At 35.9% G+C, this 16,305-nt stretch carries 15 protein-coding genes; 5 read left to right on the top strand and 10 right to left on the bottom strand.

The annotated features are described in order from the left end of the window. Positions 1-11: 11 nt before the first annotated feature. The 10 genes from CRV04_RS05670 to rsmA form a co-directional block, all read right to left on the bottom strand. Complete coding sequence (locus tag CRV04_RS05670; RefSeq protein WP_128995856.1) at positions 12-743, bottom strand: succinate dehydrogenase/fumarate reductase iron-sulfur subunit; 732 nt, start codon at positions 741-743, stop codon at positions 12-14. 3 nt (positions 744-746) lie between these two features. Continuing rightward, positions 747-2,342, bottom strand: coding sequence for an FAD-dependent oxidoreductase (locus CRV04_RS05665; RefSeq protein ID WP_128995855.1), 1,596 nt, complete (start codon positions 2,340-2,342; stop codon positions 747-749). Beyond that, complete coding sequence (locus CRV04_RS05660) at positions 2,339-3,274, bottom strand: D-2-hydroxyacid dehydrogenase (RefSeq protein WP_128995854.1); 936 nt, start codon at positions 3,272-3,274, stop codon at positions 2,339-2,341. The genes CRV04_RS05665 and CRV04_RS05660 overlap by 4 nt, the downstream gene beginning before the upstream one ends. 100 nt (positions 3,275-3,374) lie before the next feature. Next, positions 3,375-4,784: a PhoH family protein gene (locus CRV04_RS05655; RefSeq protein ID WP_128995853.1), complete on the bottom strand. Its 1,410-nt coding sequence runs from the start codon at positions 4,782-4,784 to the stop codon at positions 3,375-3,377. Continuing rightward, positions 4,781-5,293, bottom strand: coding sequence for a protoporphyrinogen oxidase HemJ (hemJ, locus tag CRV04_RS05650; RefSeq protein ID WP_128995852.1), 513 nt, complete (start codon positions 5,291-5,293; stop codon positions 4,781-4,783). The genes CRV04_RS05655 and hemJ overlap by 4 nt, the downstream gene beginning before the upstream one ends. Further along, positions 5,293-6,480: a replication-associated recombination protein A gene (locus CRV04_RS05645; RefSeq protein ID WP_128995851.1), complete on the bottom strand. Its 1,188-nt coding sequence runs from the start codon at positions 6,478-6,480 to the stop codon at positions 5,293-5,295. The genes hemJ and CRV04_RS05645 overlap by 1 nt, the downstream gene beginning before the upstream one ends. Continuing rightward, complete coding sequence (locus tag CRV04_RS05640) at positions 6,480-7,271, bottom strand: pseudouridine synthase (RefSeq protein ID WP_128995850.1); 792 nt, start codon at positions 7,269-7,271, stop codon at positions 6,480-6,482. The genes CRV04_RS05645 and CRV04_RS05640 overlap by 1 nt, the downstream gene beginning before the upstream one ends. Then, on the bottom strand, positions 7,268-8,230 hold the full coding sequence (locus CRV04_RS05635) for a KpsF/GutQ family sugar-phosphate isomerase (RefSeq protein ID WP_128995849.1): 963 nt from the start codon (positions 8,228-8,230) through the stop codon (positions 7,268-7,270). The genes CRV04_RS05640 and CRV04_RS05635 overlap by 4 nt, the downstream gene beginning before the upstream one ends. Positions 8,231-8,241: 11 nt before the next feature. Then, the gene (locus CRV04_RS05630) at positions 8,242-10,245 is read right to left on the bottom strand and encodes a ribonuclease J (RefSeq protein WP_128995848.1); all 2,004 of its coding nucleotides are present in this window, start codon (positions 10,243-10,245) and stop codon (positions 8,242-8,244) included. Beyond that, the gene (gene rsmA / locus CRV04_RS05625) at positions 10,223-11,029 is read right to left on the bottom strand and encodes a 16S rRNA (adenine(1518)-N(6)/adenine(1519)-N(6))-dimethyltransferase RsmA (RefSeq protein WP_128995847.1); all 807 of its coding nucleotides are present in this window, start codon (positions 11,027-11,029) and stop codon (positions 10,223-10,225) included. The genes CRV04_RS05630 and rsmA overlap by 23 nt, the downstream gene beginning before the upstream one ends. Before the next feature lie 76 nt (positions 11,030-11,105). Between rsmA and hisF the strand changes: the two genes are divergently transcribed. The 5 genes from hisF to gltX all read left to right on the top strand — a co-directional run bounded on the left by hisF (position 11,106) and on the right by gltX (position 16,095). Beyond that, positions 11,106-11,867 carry an imidazole glycerol phosphate synthase subunit HisF gene (hisF, locus tag CRV04_RS05620; RefSeq protein WP_128995846.1) on the top strand — a complete coding sequence of 254 codons (762 nt, stop codon included), beginning with the start codon at positions 11,106-11,108 and terminating at the stop codon, positions 11,865-11,867. 1 nt (position 11,868) lies between these two features. Further along, positions 11,869-12,537: an SIMPL domain-containing protein gene (locus tag CRV04_RS05615; RefSeq protein ID WP_128995845.1), complete on the top strand. Its 669-nt coding sequence runs from the start codon at positions 11,869-11,871 to the stop codon at positions 12,535-12,537. Further along, positions 12,537-13,073 (top strand): phosphorylase family protein, encoded by a 537-nt coding sequence (locus CRV04_RS05610; protein ID WP_128995844.1) that lies wholly within the window; start codon positions 12,537-12,539, stop codon positions 13,071-13,073. Before CRV04_RS05615 ends, CRV04_RS05610 begins: the two co-directional genes overlap by 1 nt. A 476-nt stretch (positions 13,074-13,549) precedes the next feature. After that, entirely contained in the window at positions 13,550-14,617 is a 1,068-nt protein-coding gene (gene rlmN, locus CRV04_RS05605) for a dual-specificity RNA methyltransferase RlmN (protein ID WP_128995843.1), read from the top strand. A gap of 83 nt (positions 14,618-14,700) precedes the next feature. After that, on the top strand, positions 14,701-16,095 hold the full coding sequence (gene gltX, locus CRV04_RS05600; RefSeq protein WP_128995842.1) for a glutamate--tRNA ligase: 1,395 nt from the start codon (positions 14,701-14,703) through the stop codon (positions 16,093-16,095). The last annotated feature ends 210 nt before the right edge of the window (positions 16,096-16,305 follow it).

The following is a 16,305-nucleotide window of genomic DNA, read 5'->3' as shown; positions in this document are numbered from 1 at the left end:
GTTACAATGCTTTAAAATCCATTGGGGTTAAATCCAAAATCGGTATTAAAACCGCTGTCAAAATCCATGTTGTTCATATTGGGGTCACTGTAACCTGCTTGGACACTCTTTGAGCGCAGATTCATGATATCGGTTTTAGGGTCAATGAATTGAGGACACACCATCGTGCAATTCCCACACAAAGTACAGTCCCATACCCCATTGCTTTGAATGGCATCAATTTTAGACCTGCTTTGATGCTCTTTTTTATCATTGACATATCTTAATACTCGAGTTAAGGCATAAGGCCCCAGAAAGTCAGGGTTGACTTCATACACGGGACATGAGCTGTAGCAACTTTGACACAAAATACAGTTGCTTTGTACATCAATAAGCTTTTCATCTTGTGGGGTAATGGTTTCTTCTTGATACGCTTCCAAATAAGCATGAGAGGTTTTAAGTACTTTCTCTTGATGTTCAAGGTTAACTACTAAGTCTCGTATCACTTCACTTCGTTTGATGGCAGAGACGACATCGCCTTCATTGATGTAGGTTTTACATGAAAGCCTCTCTACACCATTGACTTGTACGGCACAACTTCCACACACGCCACTTCCACAGCCGCAACGATAGGTTAGGGTGTTGTCTTGAGTGGTTTTGATTTCATTCAAAGCATCTAAAAGTCGTTGCGATGAGACTTCATACTCTTGTTTAAATTGCTGAGGGTTTTTTTGTGTATTCAATCGTTCAATTTTTATTTTCATTGTTTATCCTTTAAACTCTACAGCTAGCGTGTTGTCGTATCGATAAGCAATCGAATTCTTAGCATACGATTCCACTTCCATGGGGTGGTCTTCTCTGTAGTGTGCCCCTCTGCTTTCACAACGACTGATGGCACTGATAACAACCACTTCAGAGAGTTCGAGCATGTTTCCAAACTCAATAAACTCGACTAAATTACGGTTATAGATAGTGCACTTATCCGTAATTCCCATAAACATAAACTCTTTTTGCCATTGACGTACCTGTGAAAGTACTGCTTTCATGTTGATGTCATTTCGGTACAGACCAACATTTCTGAAAAATATTTTTCCCATAAATGCTTTTTTATCATAAAAATCAATTTGATTGGGCAGATGAAACACTTGTGCAATAAAGTTTTTATCGCTTTGATACTGTTGAGTATCCTCTTTTGTAAGATATTGCGTATTACGAGCTTTTAATGCAGCTTCAGTTCCTGCTTTTTTACCAAAAGAGAGAATCTCTAAAAGAGAGTTTCCTCCTAAACGGTTTGCTCCATGTACATTGCTTTGTGCACACTCTCCACAAGCATAGAGGTTTTCACGTGTGGTTTCACTTCTGTCATTGATAAATACCCCACCCATACAGTAGTGAGCTGCTGGGTTAATAGGAAGCAACTCCTCTTCAATTTTTACATGCGCAAACTGCATGGCCAAACGTCTCTCTTGTGGCATGACCTCATTGATTTTATCCAATCCTAAATGTCGTAAGTCCAAATAAACAGTTTTGTCTTGATGCATTTTGTCATAAATAGCGCGTGCGACCACATCTCGTGGCTTTAATTCATCCACAAAACGCTCACCCTTGTCATCAACCAAATAACCGCCTTCTCCTCGTGCACTCTCACTGATAAGCACATTCGCCCCTTTTATAGCGGTTGGGTGAAATTGTATAAACTCCATATTTGAAAGTTTTGCACCCGCTCGTAACGCTGCAGCAACGCCATCACCCGTTGTGGCATTGGAGTTGGTATTAAACCCATTATAAATAGATATATAGCCTCCTGTTGCCAAGATAACCGTTTTAGCAAGGATCTCTTTAACTTGTGAGGTTTTTAAATCCATGGCTGTGATTCCCACGGCTTGTTCATTTTCTACAATGATGTTTAGAATCATGTGTTCATTCAGGAACTCAATGTTCTCTTTAAGTGCTGTATCATAAAGCGTATGTAGAATTTTAAGCCCTGTATAGTCCGCACTGTAACATGAACGACTGTGACTGGCTCCGCCCATTTTTCTTTGTGCAATTTTCCCCTCACTGGTTCGTGTAAAAGGCACACCCAGTTCATCTAACCATTCAATAATGGGTTTGGCATCTTCACACATGCTTTGAATGGTGGCTTCTTCCCCTAAGCCATGAGAAGACTTCAACGTATCGTGTACATGGTTTTCAACTCTGTCTTGCTCAGTGATAACAGCATTCATACCGCCTTGTGCCTGACATGTTTGTGAGTGAGTAGGGTAGGTTTTAGATACAACAAGGACATTGGCTCCCTCTTTTTTTGCATGTAACGCTGCAGAAAGTCCCGCACCTCCTGAACCTACAACCAGAACATCGATCATACATGCGCCTTTTTAAACTCTGCAATATTGTTATAAACCATTTTTACTAATGCCTCTCTTGCTTCAATCGATGACCATGCAACATGTGGTGTGATGGTCAATCTCTCTTTATGTTGAATGGTTAATAATGGATTGTTTGCTTCAATTGGTTCACGTGAAACAACGTCCAATCCAAAGTAGACCTCTTTTGTATCGATAAACTGTGCCAAATCCTCTTCATTGATGATGCCACCACGTCCTACATTGATTACTATGCTTTTCTCTTTTAAAAAAGGCAGATTTTCTTTATTGAGTAAGTTCAGTGTTGCATCATTTAAAGGCGCATGTATGGTGATAATATCGCAACTGCTTAAGAGCTCTTCTAAACTGCAAGAGGGAATCTCTTTGTTATGATTGGTTCCAGATGTGGAGTAGTAACACACTTTTGCACCCATTGCTTGAGCTATCGTTGCAACTTGTGTACCAATGGTACCCAAACCAATGATTCCCCACTTCTTATTGTTGATTTCATGAAAGGGTTGACCAATGTGCGTAAATATAGGTGAGATTTGCCATTGTTGGTTGTTGACATACTTTTTATAATAATTCAAGTGTTGAACAAAATCTAAAACCAATGAGAGGGTGACTTGAGCCACTGAGTGTGTGGAATACCCTGCCACATTTTTAACCATAATTCCTTTATCTTGGGCATATTGCATGTCAATGTTGTTTGTACCCGTTGCACTGACACAGATGAGTTTAAGAGAGGTTTTATCCATTACTTCTTTGTTGATTACTACTTTATTTGTTACAACAACATCGGCATCTTGTAGACGATTAATGGTTTGTTCAGGCTGAGTGATGTCATAACTTACCACTTCTCCCAAATCATTAAAAAATGATAAAGGGATATCCTCTCCTAGTGTAGAACGGTCTAAGAATACAATCTTCATTTGATACCTTTGGATTTTTTTATAAAGGTATCAAAATCTGATTTAAAGTTGGGTTTATATTAGAAGGAAGCTCAAAAAATTAATTTTCAAAGATTCTCTACTATTTATTTTCTGTAGAAAAGATTGACTCTGCCCACTCTGTAATTGGGCCTCGAAGTACTTTTTTAAGTTTAACGGCAAAGAGTTTAACCAAATCACTTTCTTGTTGAGTCGATTTAAGCAGAGTGGTTAAAGCATTGGTGTATTTATTGACGTAAAAGTTGTCAATTTGCATGTTACTTCCAAGCACAATCACTTTACAACTGGAATCAATTCTTGAAAGTACCATTTGCATGGTTTTATTTGACATGTTTTGCGCTTCATCAATGATGACAAAAGCATTTGAAAGCGTACGTCCTCTCATTTCACCCACCCACATGGTTTCAATGTTATAGTTGGCAATGAGTTGTTCAATACGCGTGGTCACTTCAGCATCTTCTAAAGGTTCATAGGTACTCTCTTTTTTATTACTGTGTCTTTTTTTATGGTCACTTCGAATGATATAATCCAAACTGTCCATCAAAGGGTGGTTATAAATCTTGAATTTTTCCTCATAACCAGGAAGATATCCAATGTCCTCTCCTTTATCCAAAGACTCAATGGAGTTACGGATATAGATGATACGTTGAAACTCTTTACGTCTGATGAGTTTTAAAGCACCACTAAGGGCCAAAAGGGTTTTTCCTGACCCAGCCTTGGCTTCAACGATTAAAACGTTGTAGTAGTGCTGTAAGATGGCATTACAGAAGAAAAGTTGTTCCATGTTGAGTGGTGTGATGATTTGATCTCGTATTTCACCCTCATCAAGCAGACGAACTTTTCCATTTTGAACCCCAGCTAAAATGATTTGATCTGAGCTTTTAACTTTAAAACTGTAGGTGAAGTTATAGCATTGGTAATCGGGGTCATACTGTGTGATATCACTGTTTTCTAAAAACTCAATCTCTTCAAAAGGCACCACCACCTCTTTATGAAACTCAAAATTAAAATCACTTTTTGTTCCAAAGAGAGCATCGGTTTGAATGTCCATTGAAAGTGCTCGTGTACGAGCCATAATGTCAAGTGATAAAAAAACGACTGGTTTTTCATAGTAGACATTTGCAAAAGAGGCGATTTCTAATATTTTTCGGTCATTAAAAATATTAATGGCCACATTTTTAGAGTTGGCAACATATTCATCTTTTGAGATGATATCAATCATAGCACCTGTTTTATCTAATACCTTAAGGCGTACAATTTTATGCTCTTCAATACTGATAGAACTCTCTATGGTTGCATTCTCTAACGTTCGAGCAAACTCTCTTGCTTGAAAGTTGATTTCATCAAATCCACTTTTTTTGCTGTCAATCTCATCTAAAACGGTTTCAGGAAGTATAAGAAGATTGTTATTGTTATCAGAGAGCTTGAAGATATTGGTTGCATCTTCAAGCAGAATATTGGTATCTAAAACATAATACTTTTCAAACGTCATGCTTTCTCTTTTTTAGTTAAAATTTTGTATCCAATAAATGCAAAAATGGCAACGGCAATAAGTGTGAATAGAAATGAAAAAGTTTTAGTAATTACATAACCTACAATGAGCAATGCAAAGAGTGTTGGTACTTCATTATACGCTCTAAAGAATTTTCCATCTTTGGTACAACGATTTGCTTTAAGCTCTTTTCTAAAATAGTTTAATGAGAGTGAATACATGATTAAAAAAGTCACGACAAATATTTTGGCATGCATCCATCCGCCACCTTGTAAAACAGAGGGATTCAGATAAAGCATCCATGCCCCACTTAAAAACGTAGCCCACATCGCTGGGTGTCCAATGTAGTTATAGATTTTTTCTTCTTGAATCTCTACAACTTCTACAAACTCTTTTTTGTCTTTATATTCAACATGGTAAACAAAAAGACGCGGCAGATAAAACAGCATGGCCATCCATGACATAAACGACATAACGTGAAATGTTAATATCCAAGTGTAATACTCCATTACTTTTCCTTTTTCTTTATTTTGTCTAACCAATCATTTAGAGTCTTTTCAAAACCAATGTTTTGACTCTCGTAATAGGTAATATCCTCTTTGAGATATTGTTGTTCGACCCATCCACCATACGCATGAGGATATTTATAGTTATGCGCGCTGTCTTTGATATGATTTGGTATTTCTAATATTCTACCATTTTTTATGTCTTGTAATGCTTTATTGATTCCCTCATACGCGCTATTTGATTTAGGTGAAGAGGCCAAATAGACTACACATTGAGCTAAAATGATACGACACTCTGGGTATCCAATGGTTGAACATGCTTGCATGGTGCTTACTGCTAGGTTAAGTGCATTGGGATTGGCATTGCCAATATCTTCGCTGGCAAATATGACCAATCTACGCGTGATAAACTCCACACGTTCTCCTCCAGCAACCAAACGTGCCACATAATACAAAGCGGCATCTACGTCGCTTCCTCTTAAAGATTTTATCATTGCACTGGCAAGGTCATAGTGAGAGTCGCTGGAACTCACCCCATCTGCAATAGCATTCTCTCTTAATTGTTGCAGTGTCTCTAAAGTAATATTTGAAGTCACTTTAGAGGAAAAATCAAGCAGATTAAGCATTGCTCTGGCGTCACCACTGCTTGAATCGATTAAAAAGTCTTCGGCACTCTTTTCAAGTGTAATAGCAAGTTGGCTCAATGCTTTATCAAGAAGATGTGCCAGTTCACTTCGATTGAGTGCTTTAAACTCATAAGCAAATGCTCGTGAACGTATGGCATTGGTCAAAGTAAAAAATGGATTTTCTGTACTGGCACCTATGATAATCGCATCATAGTTTTCCATGATGGGCAGAAGGACCTCTTGTTGATTTTTTGAGAGACGATGTACTTCATCAATAAATACAGTAGGTTTAATCAGTGAGTTTTCATACTGCTTAAAAACTTTTCGTAAATCTTCAACTTTTATGGTCGTGGCATTAAAGTAATAGTAATCACTGTCAATGCTTTTTGCTATGATTTTAGCAAGTGTTGTTTTCCCTGTTCCTGGTTTTCCATAAAAAAAGAGATGTGGTATCTCTTTCTTTTCTATGAGTTTGTACAGAGCTTTATTGGAACCAATAATGTGTGTTTGACCAACAAAATCTTTTAACGTTTGTGGACGAAGTATATTGGCTAAGTTATTCATTATCTTGTTTGATCTTCAATAAAATGGCGTAAGTTTTTATACTCCTCTTTTGAAAGGAAACGTTTTTTCCCAGTTGGGAGGTTGTTTAATGTAACTCCTCCAAAGTCTAATCGTTTTAGGTCTAAAACTTCCAAATCAAAGTGTGCAAAAAAACGTCGAAGTTCTCTGTTTTTTCCTTCTGAAATAGAAACTTTCAGTTTAGAGAAGTTGTTATTATTGGTTTGAATTTGATAGGCGTTAAAGGGTGCAAAAGTCATGGAGTCAATTTCACTCTTATCATGGGCCCCTTTACTTGCATCTTCTAACTCTAAACCGTGTTGCATTGCATCTTCAATGGCTTTGGTTATGGGTCCGTTTACTTTTATTTTATAAACTCTTTCTAAATTGGAGTGTACCAATGAATTATAGACATCCACTGAATCCGTTAAAAGAAGAACCCCTTCACTTGAGTAGTCAAGTCGACCAATCGGCAGAAAATGTTTGTATTTTTTTCCAATGGTATCAAAGATAACTTTTCGTCCTTGGGGGTCATTTTTTGTTACGAGTTCCCCTTTAGGTTTATTATAAACAATAACCGTATACATTTTGTTTTTATCAATCTTGATTGGTTTGCCTTTGATGGTAACTGTATCATTTTCATCCACTTTCATACCCATATCAAGGACGGGTTTTTTGTTTACGGTAACTTCTCCCTCTTCAATCAATTTATCTGCTTCTCGTCGAGAGTAGTTTGTATTGTGAGAGATGTATTTGTTCAATCTTTGTTGAGTATTCTCTTCTTCTTTTTTCATTTGATTCCTGCTTCAATTAAATCATGTATATGTAAAGTTCCGATGAGTTTGTCTTCTTCATCCAGAACCAACAGAAGTTGAATCTTATAGTTTTCTATAATCTCTAGCGCTTCACTTGCAAGCATCTTTCTATCTTTTAATACTTTAGGGTTTAAAGTGGCAATGCTTTGTACTGAACACTCCAATGTGAAGTTCTCTTCCATGAGTGCTCGTCTTAAATCTCCATCACTTAAAAGTCCAATAACTTTTTCATTTTCATCAATAATGACAACATTTCCAAGTCGTCCTTCACTCATGACTACAATAGCATCTTTGAGTTTTGTTTCACGTGAAACAATTGGTAAATTATCTTTTCTTAAAAGATCATCGACTTTCACAAAAAGCTTTTTTCCTAAACTTCCACCTGGGTGGAAAGAGGCAAAGTCTTCTTTTTTAAAGTTGCGCTTATTCATTAATGCCACAGCCAATGCATCTCCCATGGCCATGGTTAATGTAGTAGAAGAAGTAGGGGCTGTATCTAAAGGACAAGCCTCTTTATTGACATTGATATTAAAGAAAATATCTGCATAGTTTCCTAAAGTTGAATTCTCTTTTCTTGCCATGGCAATCAAAGGAATATCAAAACGTTTTAAGTGCGGTAGGATTTGAATAAGTTCTTCACTCTCTCCACTGTATGAAATAGCAAGTACGGCATCTTTCTTTCCAATCATACCTAAGTCACCATGCATGGCTTCAGTAGGGTGAAGAAAAAAAGAGCTCGTTCCTGTACTGGCCAAAGTAGCTGCAATTTTACTTCCAACTAAACCTGATTTTCCCACACCAGTGATGATAAGTTTACCCTCAATTTGAGTTATGAGTTCTACTGCTTTTTCAAACTCATCACCAATGTTTTGTGCAGCAAACTCTAACTCTTTTGCTTCTGTTAATAAAACCTCTCGTGCGATGCTTTTGTAATCCACAGTATGACTCCTTATTGTACAAATAGTGTTGGTATGATCATTGGGTACTTTTTGTATTTTCTAAAGCAGTGTTTTCGTACCACTTTTCTTAACTCATCTTCTAGTACTTTGTTGTTTTTCATAATACCTGGTTTACTGTTTTGTAAGAAAGTTGCCAATAACTCTTCAATCTCTGTTGAGAAGTTTTTATCTTGTCTGTCTGGAACCAAACCAAATGATTTTACTCGTGGAAGTTGAGATACTTTTCTTTCGTCTTCACTGATTTGAGCCACAATCATAACCACCCCTTCATTGGCCATAGTTTGTCTGTCAATGACAACATCATCTGCAATTTTGTGGTTAAGTTGGTTATCAATATAGACTTTACCTGTTTTAACCGATTTTACTTTTTTCAAGTATTTTGGTGTTACTTCGATTTGTTCACCATCCGTCATTACATAGATGTTTCTCTCTAAGACACCACAGTCAATCCCCGTTTTAGAGTGTCGTAATGCGTGGTTATACTCACCATGAACAGGTAAGAAGAATTTTGGTTTTACCAATCTTAACATCAATTTTTGCTCTTCTTGCGCGGCATGTCCAGATACATGAATTTCACTGAAGTCTTGATATGCTACTTGAGCACCTGCTTTTAATAAGTGGTTGATAATCGCAGATACACTTCCTTCATTTCCAGGGATAGCTCGAGCAGAAAGGATGATTTGATCTTCCTCTTTAATCTTGATATGTCTGTGCTCATGAATTGCCATTCTGTATAGGGCACTCATTGCTTCACCTTGGCTTCCGGTGGTTACAATAAGGACCTCTTTGTCATTGTATTTGTTCACTTCATGTGCATCAATAAATTGATCTTTTGGAAATTTGAGGTAACCCAATTTCAATGCTAAATCTAAGTTTTTCTCCATTGATCGACCAATCACACACACTTTTCTTCCATACTTTAATCCATGTTCAATGGCTTGCGCAACTCGGTGGATGTTTGATGAGAAAGTTGACATGATTACCCGTCCTTTTGAACGTGCAAAAAGGCTATCAAATGTAGGGCCAACTGTTTTTTCTGATTTTGTAAATCCAGGAGAGTGAGAGTTTGTTGAATCACTTAATAGAAGTAAAACACCCTCTTCACCATAGTGTGCTAATCGATGTAAATCGGTTGGATATCCATCAATAGGGGTGTGGTCAATTTTGAAGTCACCTGTGTGAATAATCGTACCCGCATCGGTTTTAATTGCTAATGCTGATGAGTCCACAATTGAGTGTGTAATATGAATCCACTCCACTTCAAAATCACCAATCTTAATTGGAACTCTCTTTTCAATTGCACGGAAGTGTTTTCGGTGCTCTCTCATTTTATGTTCATCAAATTTTGCACCAATCATCTCTAGAGGTAATGATGTTCCATAAACAGGAAATTGTAACTCTTTAAACAGGTATGGCATTGCACCAATATGGTCTTCGTGGCCGTGTGTGATTACAATACCTTTGATTTTACTCTTGATTTCTCGAATATATGAGAAATCCGGAATTAATATATCCACACCATGCATATCTTCATCAGGGAAACTCATACCAACATCTACAATGATTGCGGAAGTATCGGTTTCAATTACCATCATGTTTCCACCAATTTCACCTAATCCACCCAGTGGAGTAATTCGAATTTTACTGTTGGTATTTAAATTGAGTTTATAGTGTGGGTTCAGTCTATCTTTATGAGATTTCTCATTGATAGCATGTGCCTTTTTAAGATCTGTAACCCAACCTTTTTGTGAAGTTTTGCCATTTTCTCTAGGTGCATTACCATTTGGTTTTGGTTTTCTTCTATTTTGTGGTCGTCGTTTATTTGGTTGACCCTCTGTGTTACTCTCTTCGGAGTTTGTATTCTCTTTAGGAGCGTTGTTTCGAGGACGTCTGGTACTTCTGTTTTGAGGTTTTGTCTCTTTAGATTCTACAGGGGTTGCAGACGTTTCGGTTGGTTTTACAGTTTCTTGATTAGTTTCGTTTTCGTTTGTCATTTAATATCACCTTTTCGTACATTTGGTGATACAAAGACGCACTGAGTTCATGAGGTCTAATATTCTCATCTATATTAAGTGCAAGATAAATCTCTTTTAACAGAGTTTTATCTATTTTTGATGACAAATTTTTAGAGAGTTTTTTTCGTGGTTGCGTAAATGCAGCCTTCAAAAAACTTTTAAATTCATCATCTAAAGAATTATTCAAATCCTTTTTAATATATAAAATAGAAGAGGTTACTTTAGGAGGTGGTTCAAATGCAGTTGGAGGAACATCAAAGAGTATTTTTGCTTCTTTTGAAGTCAATTTAGTCATGACTCCCAAAGAAGAGAACTCTTTTTCTCCTTCATTGGCTGCAAATTTTTGTGCCACTTCCTTCTGAATCATCACAATTATGTGTTCACAATTGCTGTCTTCTATCGCACTTAATATAATGTTGGTTGCAATATAGTATGGTAAGTTTGCAATTAAATCATACTTACCATCATACAAAGTATTTTTACTTTTCCAAATCTGTAGAACATCAGTGTGGATGAGCTCTAACTTTCTACTTTGTATTTCATTTGCAAATTTAGACTGTAAGACAGTTAATAAATCACTGTCTATCTCATACGCAGTCACGTCTTTGTATTTGAGCATATGTTGCGTCAAATCACCTAAGCCAGGTCCAATCTCCACTGTGTGGTTCTCATTGTTGGGCATCGCTTCGATGATCTTGTGTAGGATAGAATCGTCTTTTAAGAAATTCTGTCCATACTTCTTTTTTGCTTTGATATTTTCCATAAGAAAAAGAGTATATCTGATATTAACTTACAATTAGATAATATTCAACATATTTAAATGTAAAAGGATTATTATTTTGAGTACTTTTGCCAAAAGAATCATTCCCTGTTTAGACGTGGATCAAGGACGTGTTGTAAAAGGGGTAAACTTTGTTGGGTTAAGAGATGCAGGTGACCCCGTTGAAGTTGCTAAAAGATACAACGCAGAAGGGGCAGATGAAATCACTTTTTTAGACATTGGTGCAAGCCATGAAGGTCGTGATACGATTGTTGATATCGTTAAAGATGTTGCAAAAGAAGTTTTTATTCCATTGACCGTTGGTGGTGGGATTAGAAAGCTTGATGATATTTATAAACTACTTAATGTAGGGTGTGATAAAGTCTCTATAAATTCAAGTGCTGTTGTGAATCCTGACTTCATCAATGAAGGTGCAAAACGTTTTGGTAGTCAATGCATTGTTGTGGCAATTGATGTTAAAAAAATTGCCGATGGATCATACCATGTTTTTGTAAAAGGTGGTCGAGAAGATACAGGACTAGATGCAGTTCAATGGGCCAAAGAAGTGTACAACAGAGGTGCAGGTGAAATACTTTTAACTTCAATGGATACAGATGGTGCTAAAACAGGTTTTGAACTGAATATTACTGAACAGATTTCAAATGCCGTTGATATTCCTGTGATTGCTTCAGGTGGAGCAGGAACCATGGAGCATATGAAAGAGGCATTTGAACATGGCGCAAGTGCAGCATTGGCTGCATCAATTTTCCATTTTAAAGAGATTGATATCATGGAACTCAAACACTATCTTTCTAAGAATGGAATCCCAGTAAGGATATAAGATGAAAAAGCTTTTACTTTTAGGTCTGCCGTTTTTGGTGTATGGATTTGAAGTTCAATTCAACAAAACATTTTCACATGAAATGCTTCCAGATGAACTCTCAACCTCATTAAATATTTCATCTGAAAAGAAAAATGAAAAGGATGTCTTATCAAGTCTTGATGTATATACAAGATTCATTCAAAAGAGCAAGATAATCGAGAAGAGCTCAAACTCTATAACACTCTTTCCTCAATACAAATATAAAGATGGTGAGTCAACTTTTTTAGGTTATAAAGGGAGTGTGAATTATAAAATCACTACACCAAAAAGTAAAAACATGAAAGAGTTTCTAGAGGAGTTTTATGAAATTAAACACGACAGCAATTTAACCATTTCTCTGTCAGCTTTAAAATGGAACTTTTCAAAAGAGAGCATGGAAAAGAGTGAAGAGCTTTTACGATTAGAAGCTATTAAGTGGAGTCAAAATTATGCAAAAACACTTTCCAAAGATTTAAAAACAGAATGTACCACTAAGCAAATTATGATTAATCAAAACAATGTTCGCCCAAGAGTTTATGCGAATGAAATGAGCATGTCTAAAGCAAGCAGTGATTTCTCTATGCCATTGCCAGAATTATTAAACGAAGAGCAAACACTGAATGCACATATTATCTTGGAGTGTAAATAATGATTATTTGTGCAGGAAGAAATGAGACGTTTAAATTTGCAACTCCAATGGGAGTAGGTCTGATTGAATCAGCCATTAATTTAACACGTCAATGCCTTTTTGATAAACCCGAATTTTTACTTTTTATTGGCACAGCTGGAAGTTATGGAAAATATAAACCATTTGATATTGTTGAGTCAACAAGTGCAGCCAATATAGAGTTGAGCTTTTTAAACAGTGATTGTTATACCCCGCTTGATAATGTATTGAACTCTGAGAATCGTTTGGTTCAAAATCAAACCATCGTCAATTCTTCAAACTATATCAGTACCAATTTTGAGTTGAGTAAAAAATTTAATGACTATAATATTGGGATAGAAAACATGGAGTTCTACTCTTTGCTCAGTGTGGCAAAAGAGTTTGATATTAACATTGCAGGTATATTTATTATTACCAATTATACCAATGAAAATGCTCATGAAGAGTTCTTAAAAAACCACAGTGATGCAATGGAAAAATTGACTCAATATTTATTGGATAAAAAGATAATTCAATAATGTTTCACGTGAAACACGTTTAGAAAATGTGAACTGCTTCACATTTTTAGTGTTGAACCCGAGAGTGATGTACGTAGTACCACACGAGGGAGTTCAGTCCGACTTAGAATGATTTTAGAGTGATATGCGAAAGCATCACTCTAAAGAATTCGGTTTGGTTTTTTACAGAACTTCGAGTGATGTACGCAGTACCACACGAGGGAATTTAGTCCGACTTTAAATGGTTTTAGAGTTATATGTATAATCATTGTTCGGTTGAGAACGAAGTGATATGCGAAAGCATTACTCTAAGGAGTTCAAAAGTACTTCTATAAGATTAGAGTCAAGGAGATTAAAACTTAAATAATATTGTTCATACTGATTTTAGTATTTGAAGTTTGAAATACTTAAAATAAAAACAGAAAAGCAAAGTGGTGTATAGAAAATTGTAAGCAGTTTTTTATAGACTATTTTTTTAAAAAAGAGAAAGGATTCATTTGCAATCAATTTATGATTATCAACTGGATGAATTAAAAGAGAAAGTAAAACCAGCATTCAGAGCCAAACAGATTTATAATTGGATATATAAAAAGTATGTCACTTCGTATGAGGAAATGAAAAATATTCCTAAAGATTTAAAAGAGCAACTGAATGAAAACTTTTCACTTGATATTTTAAAGATCATCAAAAAAGAACAAAGCAGTGATGGCAGTATCAAATATCTTTTTGAACTTCAAGATGGGCACACTATTGAGACTGTTTTATTACTGATGAGAAATAAAAAAATTTCAGAAGATGGAAATATTGAACGAAGTGAACAATATACCGTTTGTATCTCAACACAAGTGGGATGTAAAGTAGGGTGTACTTTTTGTTTGACAGCCAAAGGAGGGTTTGTCCGTAATTTAACTGCAGGTGAAATTGTGGCACAAATTGTTCAACTCAAAAGAGACAATGAGATTGCAGAGAATAAATCCTTGAATATTGTGTATATGGGTATGGGGGAACCGTTGGATAATTATGATAATTTAATTCAAGCCATTAAAATCTTCTCAAATGAAGAGGGATTATGCATTGCCACTAAACGACAAACCATTTCAACCAGTGGTATCAGTACAAAGATTAAAAAATTGGGAGATGAAGATTTAGGAATTCAATTGGCCATTTCATTACACGCTGTGGATGATCAACTTCGAACAGAATTGATTCCAATGAATAAAGCATACAACATTGCCTCAATTATTGAAGCTGTGAAAAATTTTCCTGTGGATGTACGAAAAAAAGTAATGTTTGAATACCTTGTGATTAAAGATAAAAATGATGACCTTAAATCTGCAGAAAAATTGGTTAAAATGCTCAGTGGTATTAAGGCCAAAGTGAATTTAATCTACTTTAATCCGTATCCTGGCACATCATATCAAAGACCAACAAGGGAAAATATGGTAAGATTCCAGCAATATTTAATAAGCAAAGGTTTAATGTGTACGATTCGAGAATCTAAAGGGTTAGATATCTCAGCTGCATGTGGACAGCTTAAAGAAAAGGAAGCCAATGGAAATAGTTGATATTGTGCTGATTGTTTTTATTGCAGGTGTTGCAATAATTACGGCAATTGGTTTTTTTAAGAATTTTAGATAAGGTAAACGTTATGGCAATTACACGATTTGCACCTTCACCAACAGGGTATTTACATATTGGTGGATTACGAACTGCTCTGTACAGTTTTTTATGGGCAAGAAGAACACAAGGTGAATTCAGACTAAGAATTGAAGATACAGATACACAACGAAACAATGAAGAGGCAATGAAAGCAATCATTGAAGCTTTTGAGTGGGTGGGTCTAAATTATGATAATGAAGTAGAGTATCAATCACAACGTCTGGAGATTTATAAAAAGTATATTCAACAACTTCTTGATGAAGGAAATGCATACTACTGTTATATGTCAAAAGAGGAGTTGGATGCTTTACGAGAAGAGCAAATGGCCAATAAGCAAACACCAAGATACGATGGACGATACAGAGACTTCACTGGCACTCCTCCTGAAGGTGTTGAACCCGTTGTAAGAATCAAAGCACCCAAAGAAGGAGTCATCTCTTTTGTAGATGGTGTTAAAGGCGCAATGAATTTTAATGCAACTGAAGTAGATGATTTTGTCATTGCACGAAGCAATGGAATGCCAACGTATAACTTTGTTGTTGCCATTGATGATGCATTGATGAAGATGACAGATGTGATTCGTGGAGATGACCACTTAACCAATACACCAAAACAGATTGTAATTTATAAGGCTTTAGGTTTTGATGTACCTAAGTTTTACCATGTACCAATGATCAATAACCCACAAGGTAAGAAACTCTCAAAACGAGATGGTGCAATGGATGTGATGGAGTATAAACGACAAGGGTATTTAGCTGAAGCACTGTTGAACTTTTTAGTTCGTTTGGGTTGGTCAAATGGAGATCAAGAGATTTTCTCTATGGATGAGATGTTAGAACTCTTTGATCCAAACAATATCAATAAATCAGCTTCTGCATATAATGAAGAGAAACTGTTATGGCTCAATGCACATTATATTAAAAATGTATCTAATGAGCGTTTAGCAAATGAGTTAGAGTTCTTTGATTGCCACTTAAGTGGACATGACAAAAAAGAGATGATTTTAGATCTATGTAAAGAGCGTGCTCAAACACTGCTTGAGCTCAAAGCCTCAATTGATAATATCTTGAGTACTCCTACTTCATATGAAAATAAAGGAGTGAAAAAGTTTGTTAAAGAGGAAACTGCTTCAATGTTGGAGTCATATGTGGCACTTTTAGAAGCGAACAAAACCTCTTTACATTTGGCTTGTGATTATGAAGCGATTACCAAACCATTTATTGAAGAAAAGGGATTAAAATTCCCGCAACTCTTTCAACCTATTCGAATTGCATTAACTGGTGGAACACAAGCACCTTCAGTTTATGACATCTTAGCCGTGCTTGGATGTGATGAATCTGTACAAAGAATTCACGCAGCACTTGCACAAAATTTCGGAAAATAGAAGAAAACAGAGGCTATTTTTATTAAAGTCTGTATTTGTAACACCCAAATACAGATTTTATATCAAATCTACACAAAAATTATTAATATCTAGTAAATCCCTAAAAATAGACCGTAGCACTATTATTTAGATATTATTTGAGTATAAAATGTAATTAAAATGTAATCTAGCTAAAAAAAAAATTAAATTTTTAAAGAAAAGTTCATACTT

The sequence above is a fragment of the Candidatus Marinarcus aquaticus genome, from assembly GCF_004116335.1.
Taxonomy (GTDB): domain Bacteria; phylum Campylobacterota; class Campylobacteria; order Campylobacterales; family Arcobacteraceae; genus Marinarcus; species Marinarcus aquaticus.
The sequence above is the reverse complement of the archived record's forward strand: the minus strand, read 5'-3'. Positions and strand labels throughout refer to the sequence as shown.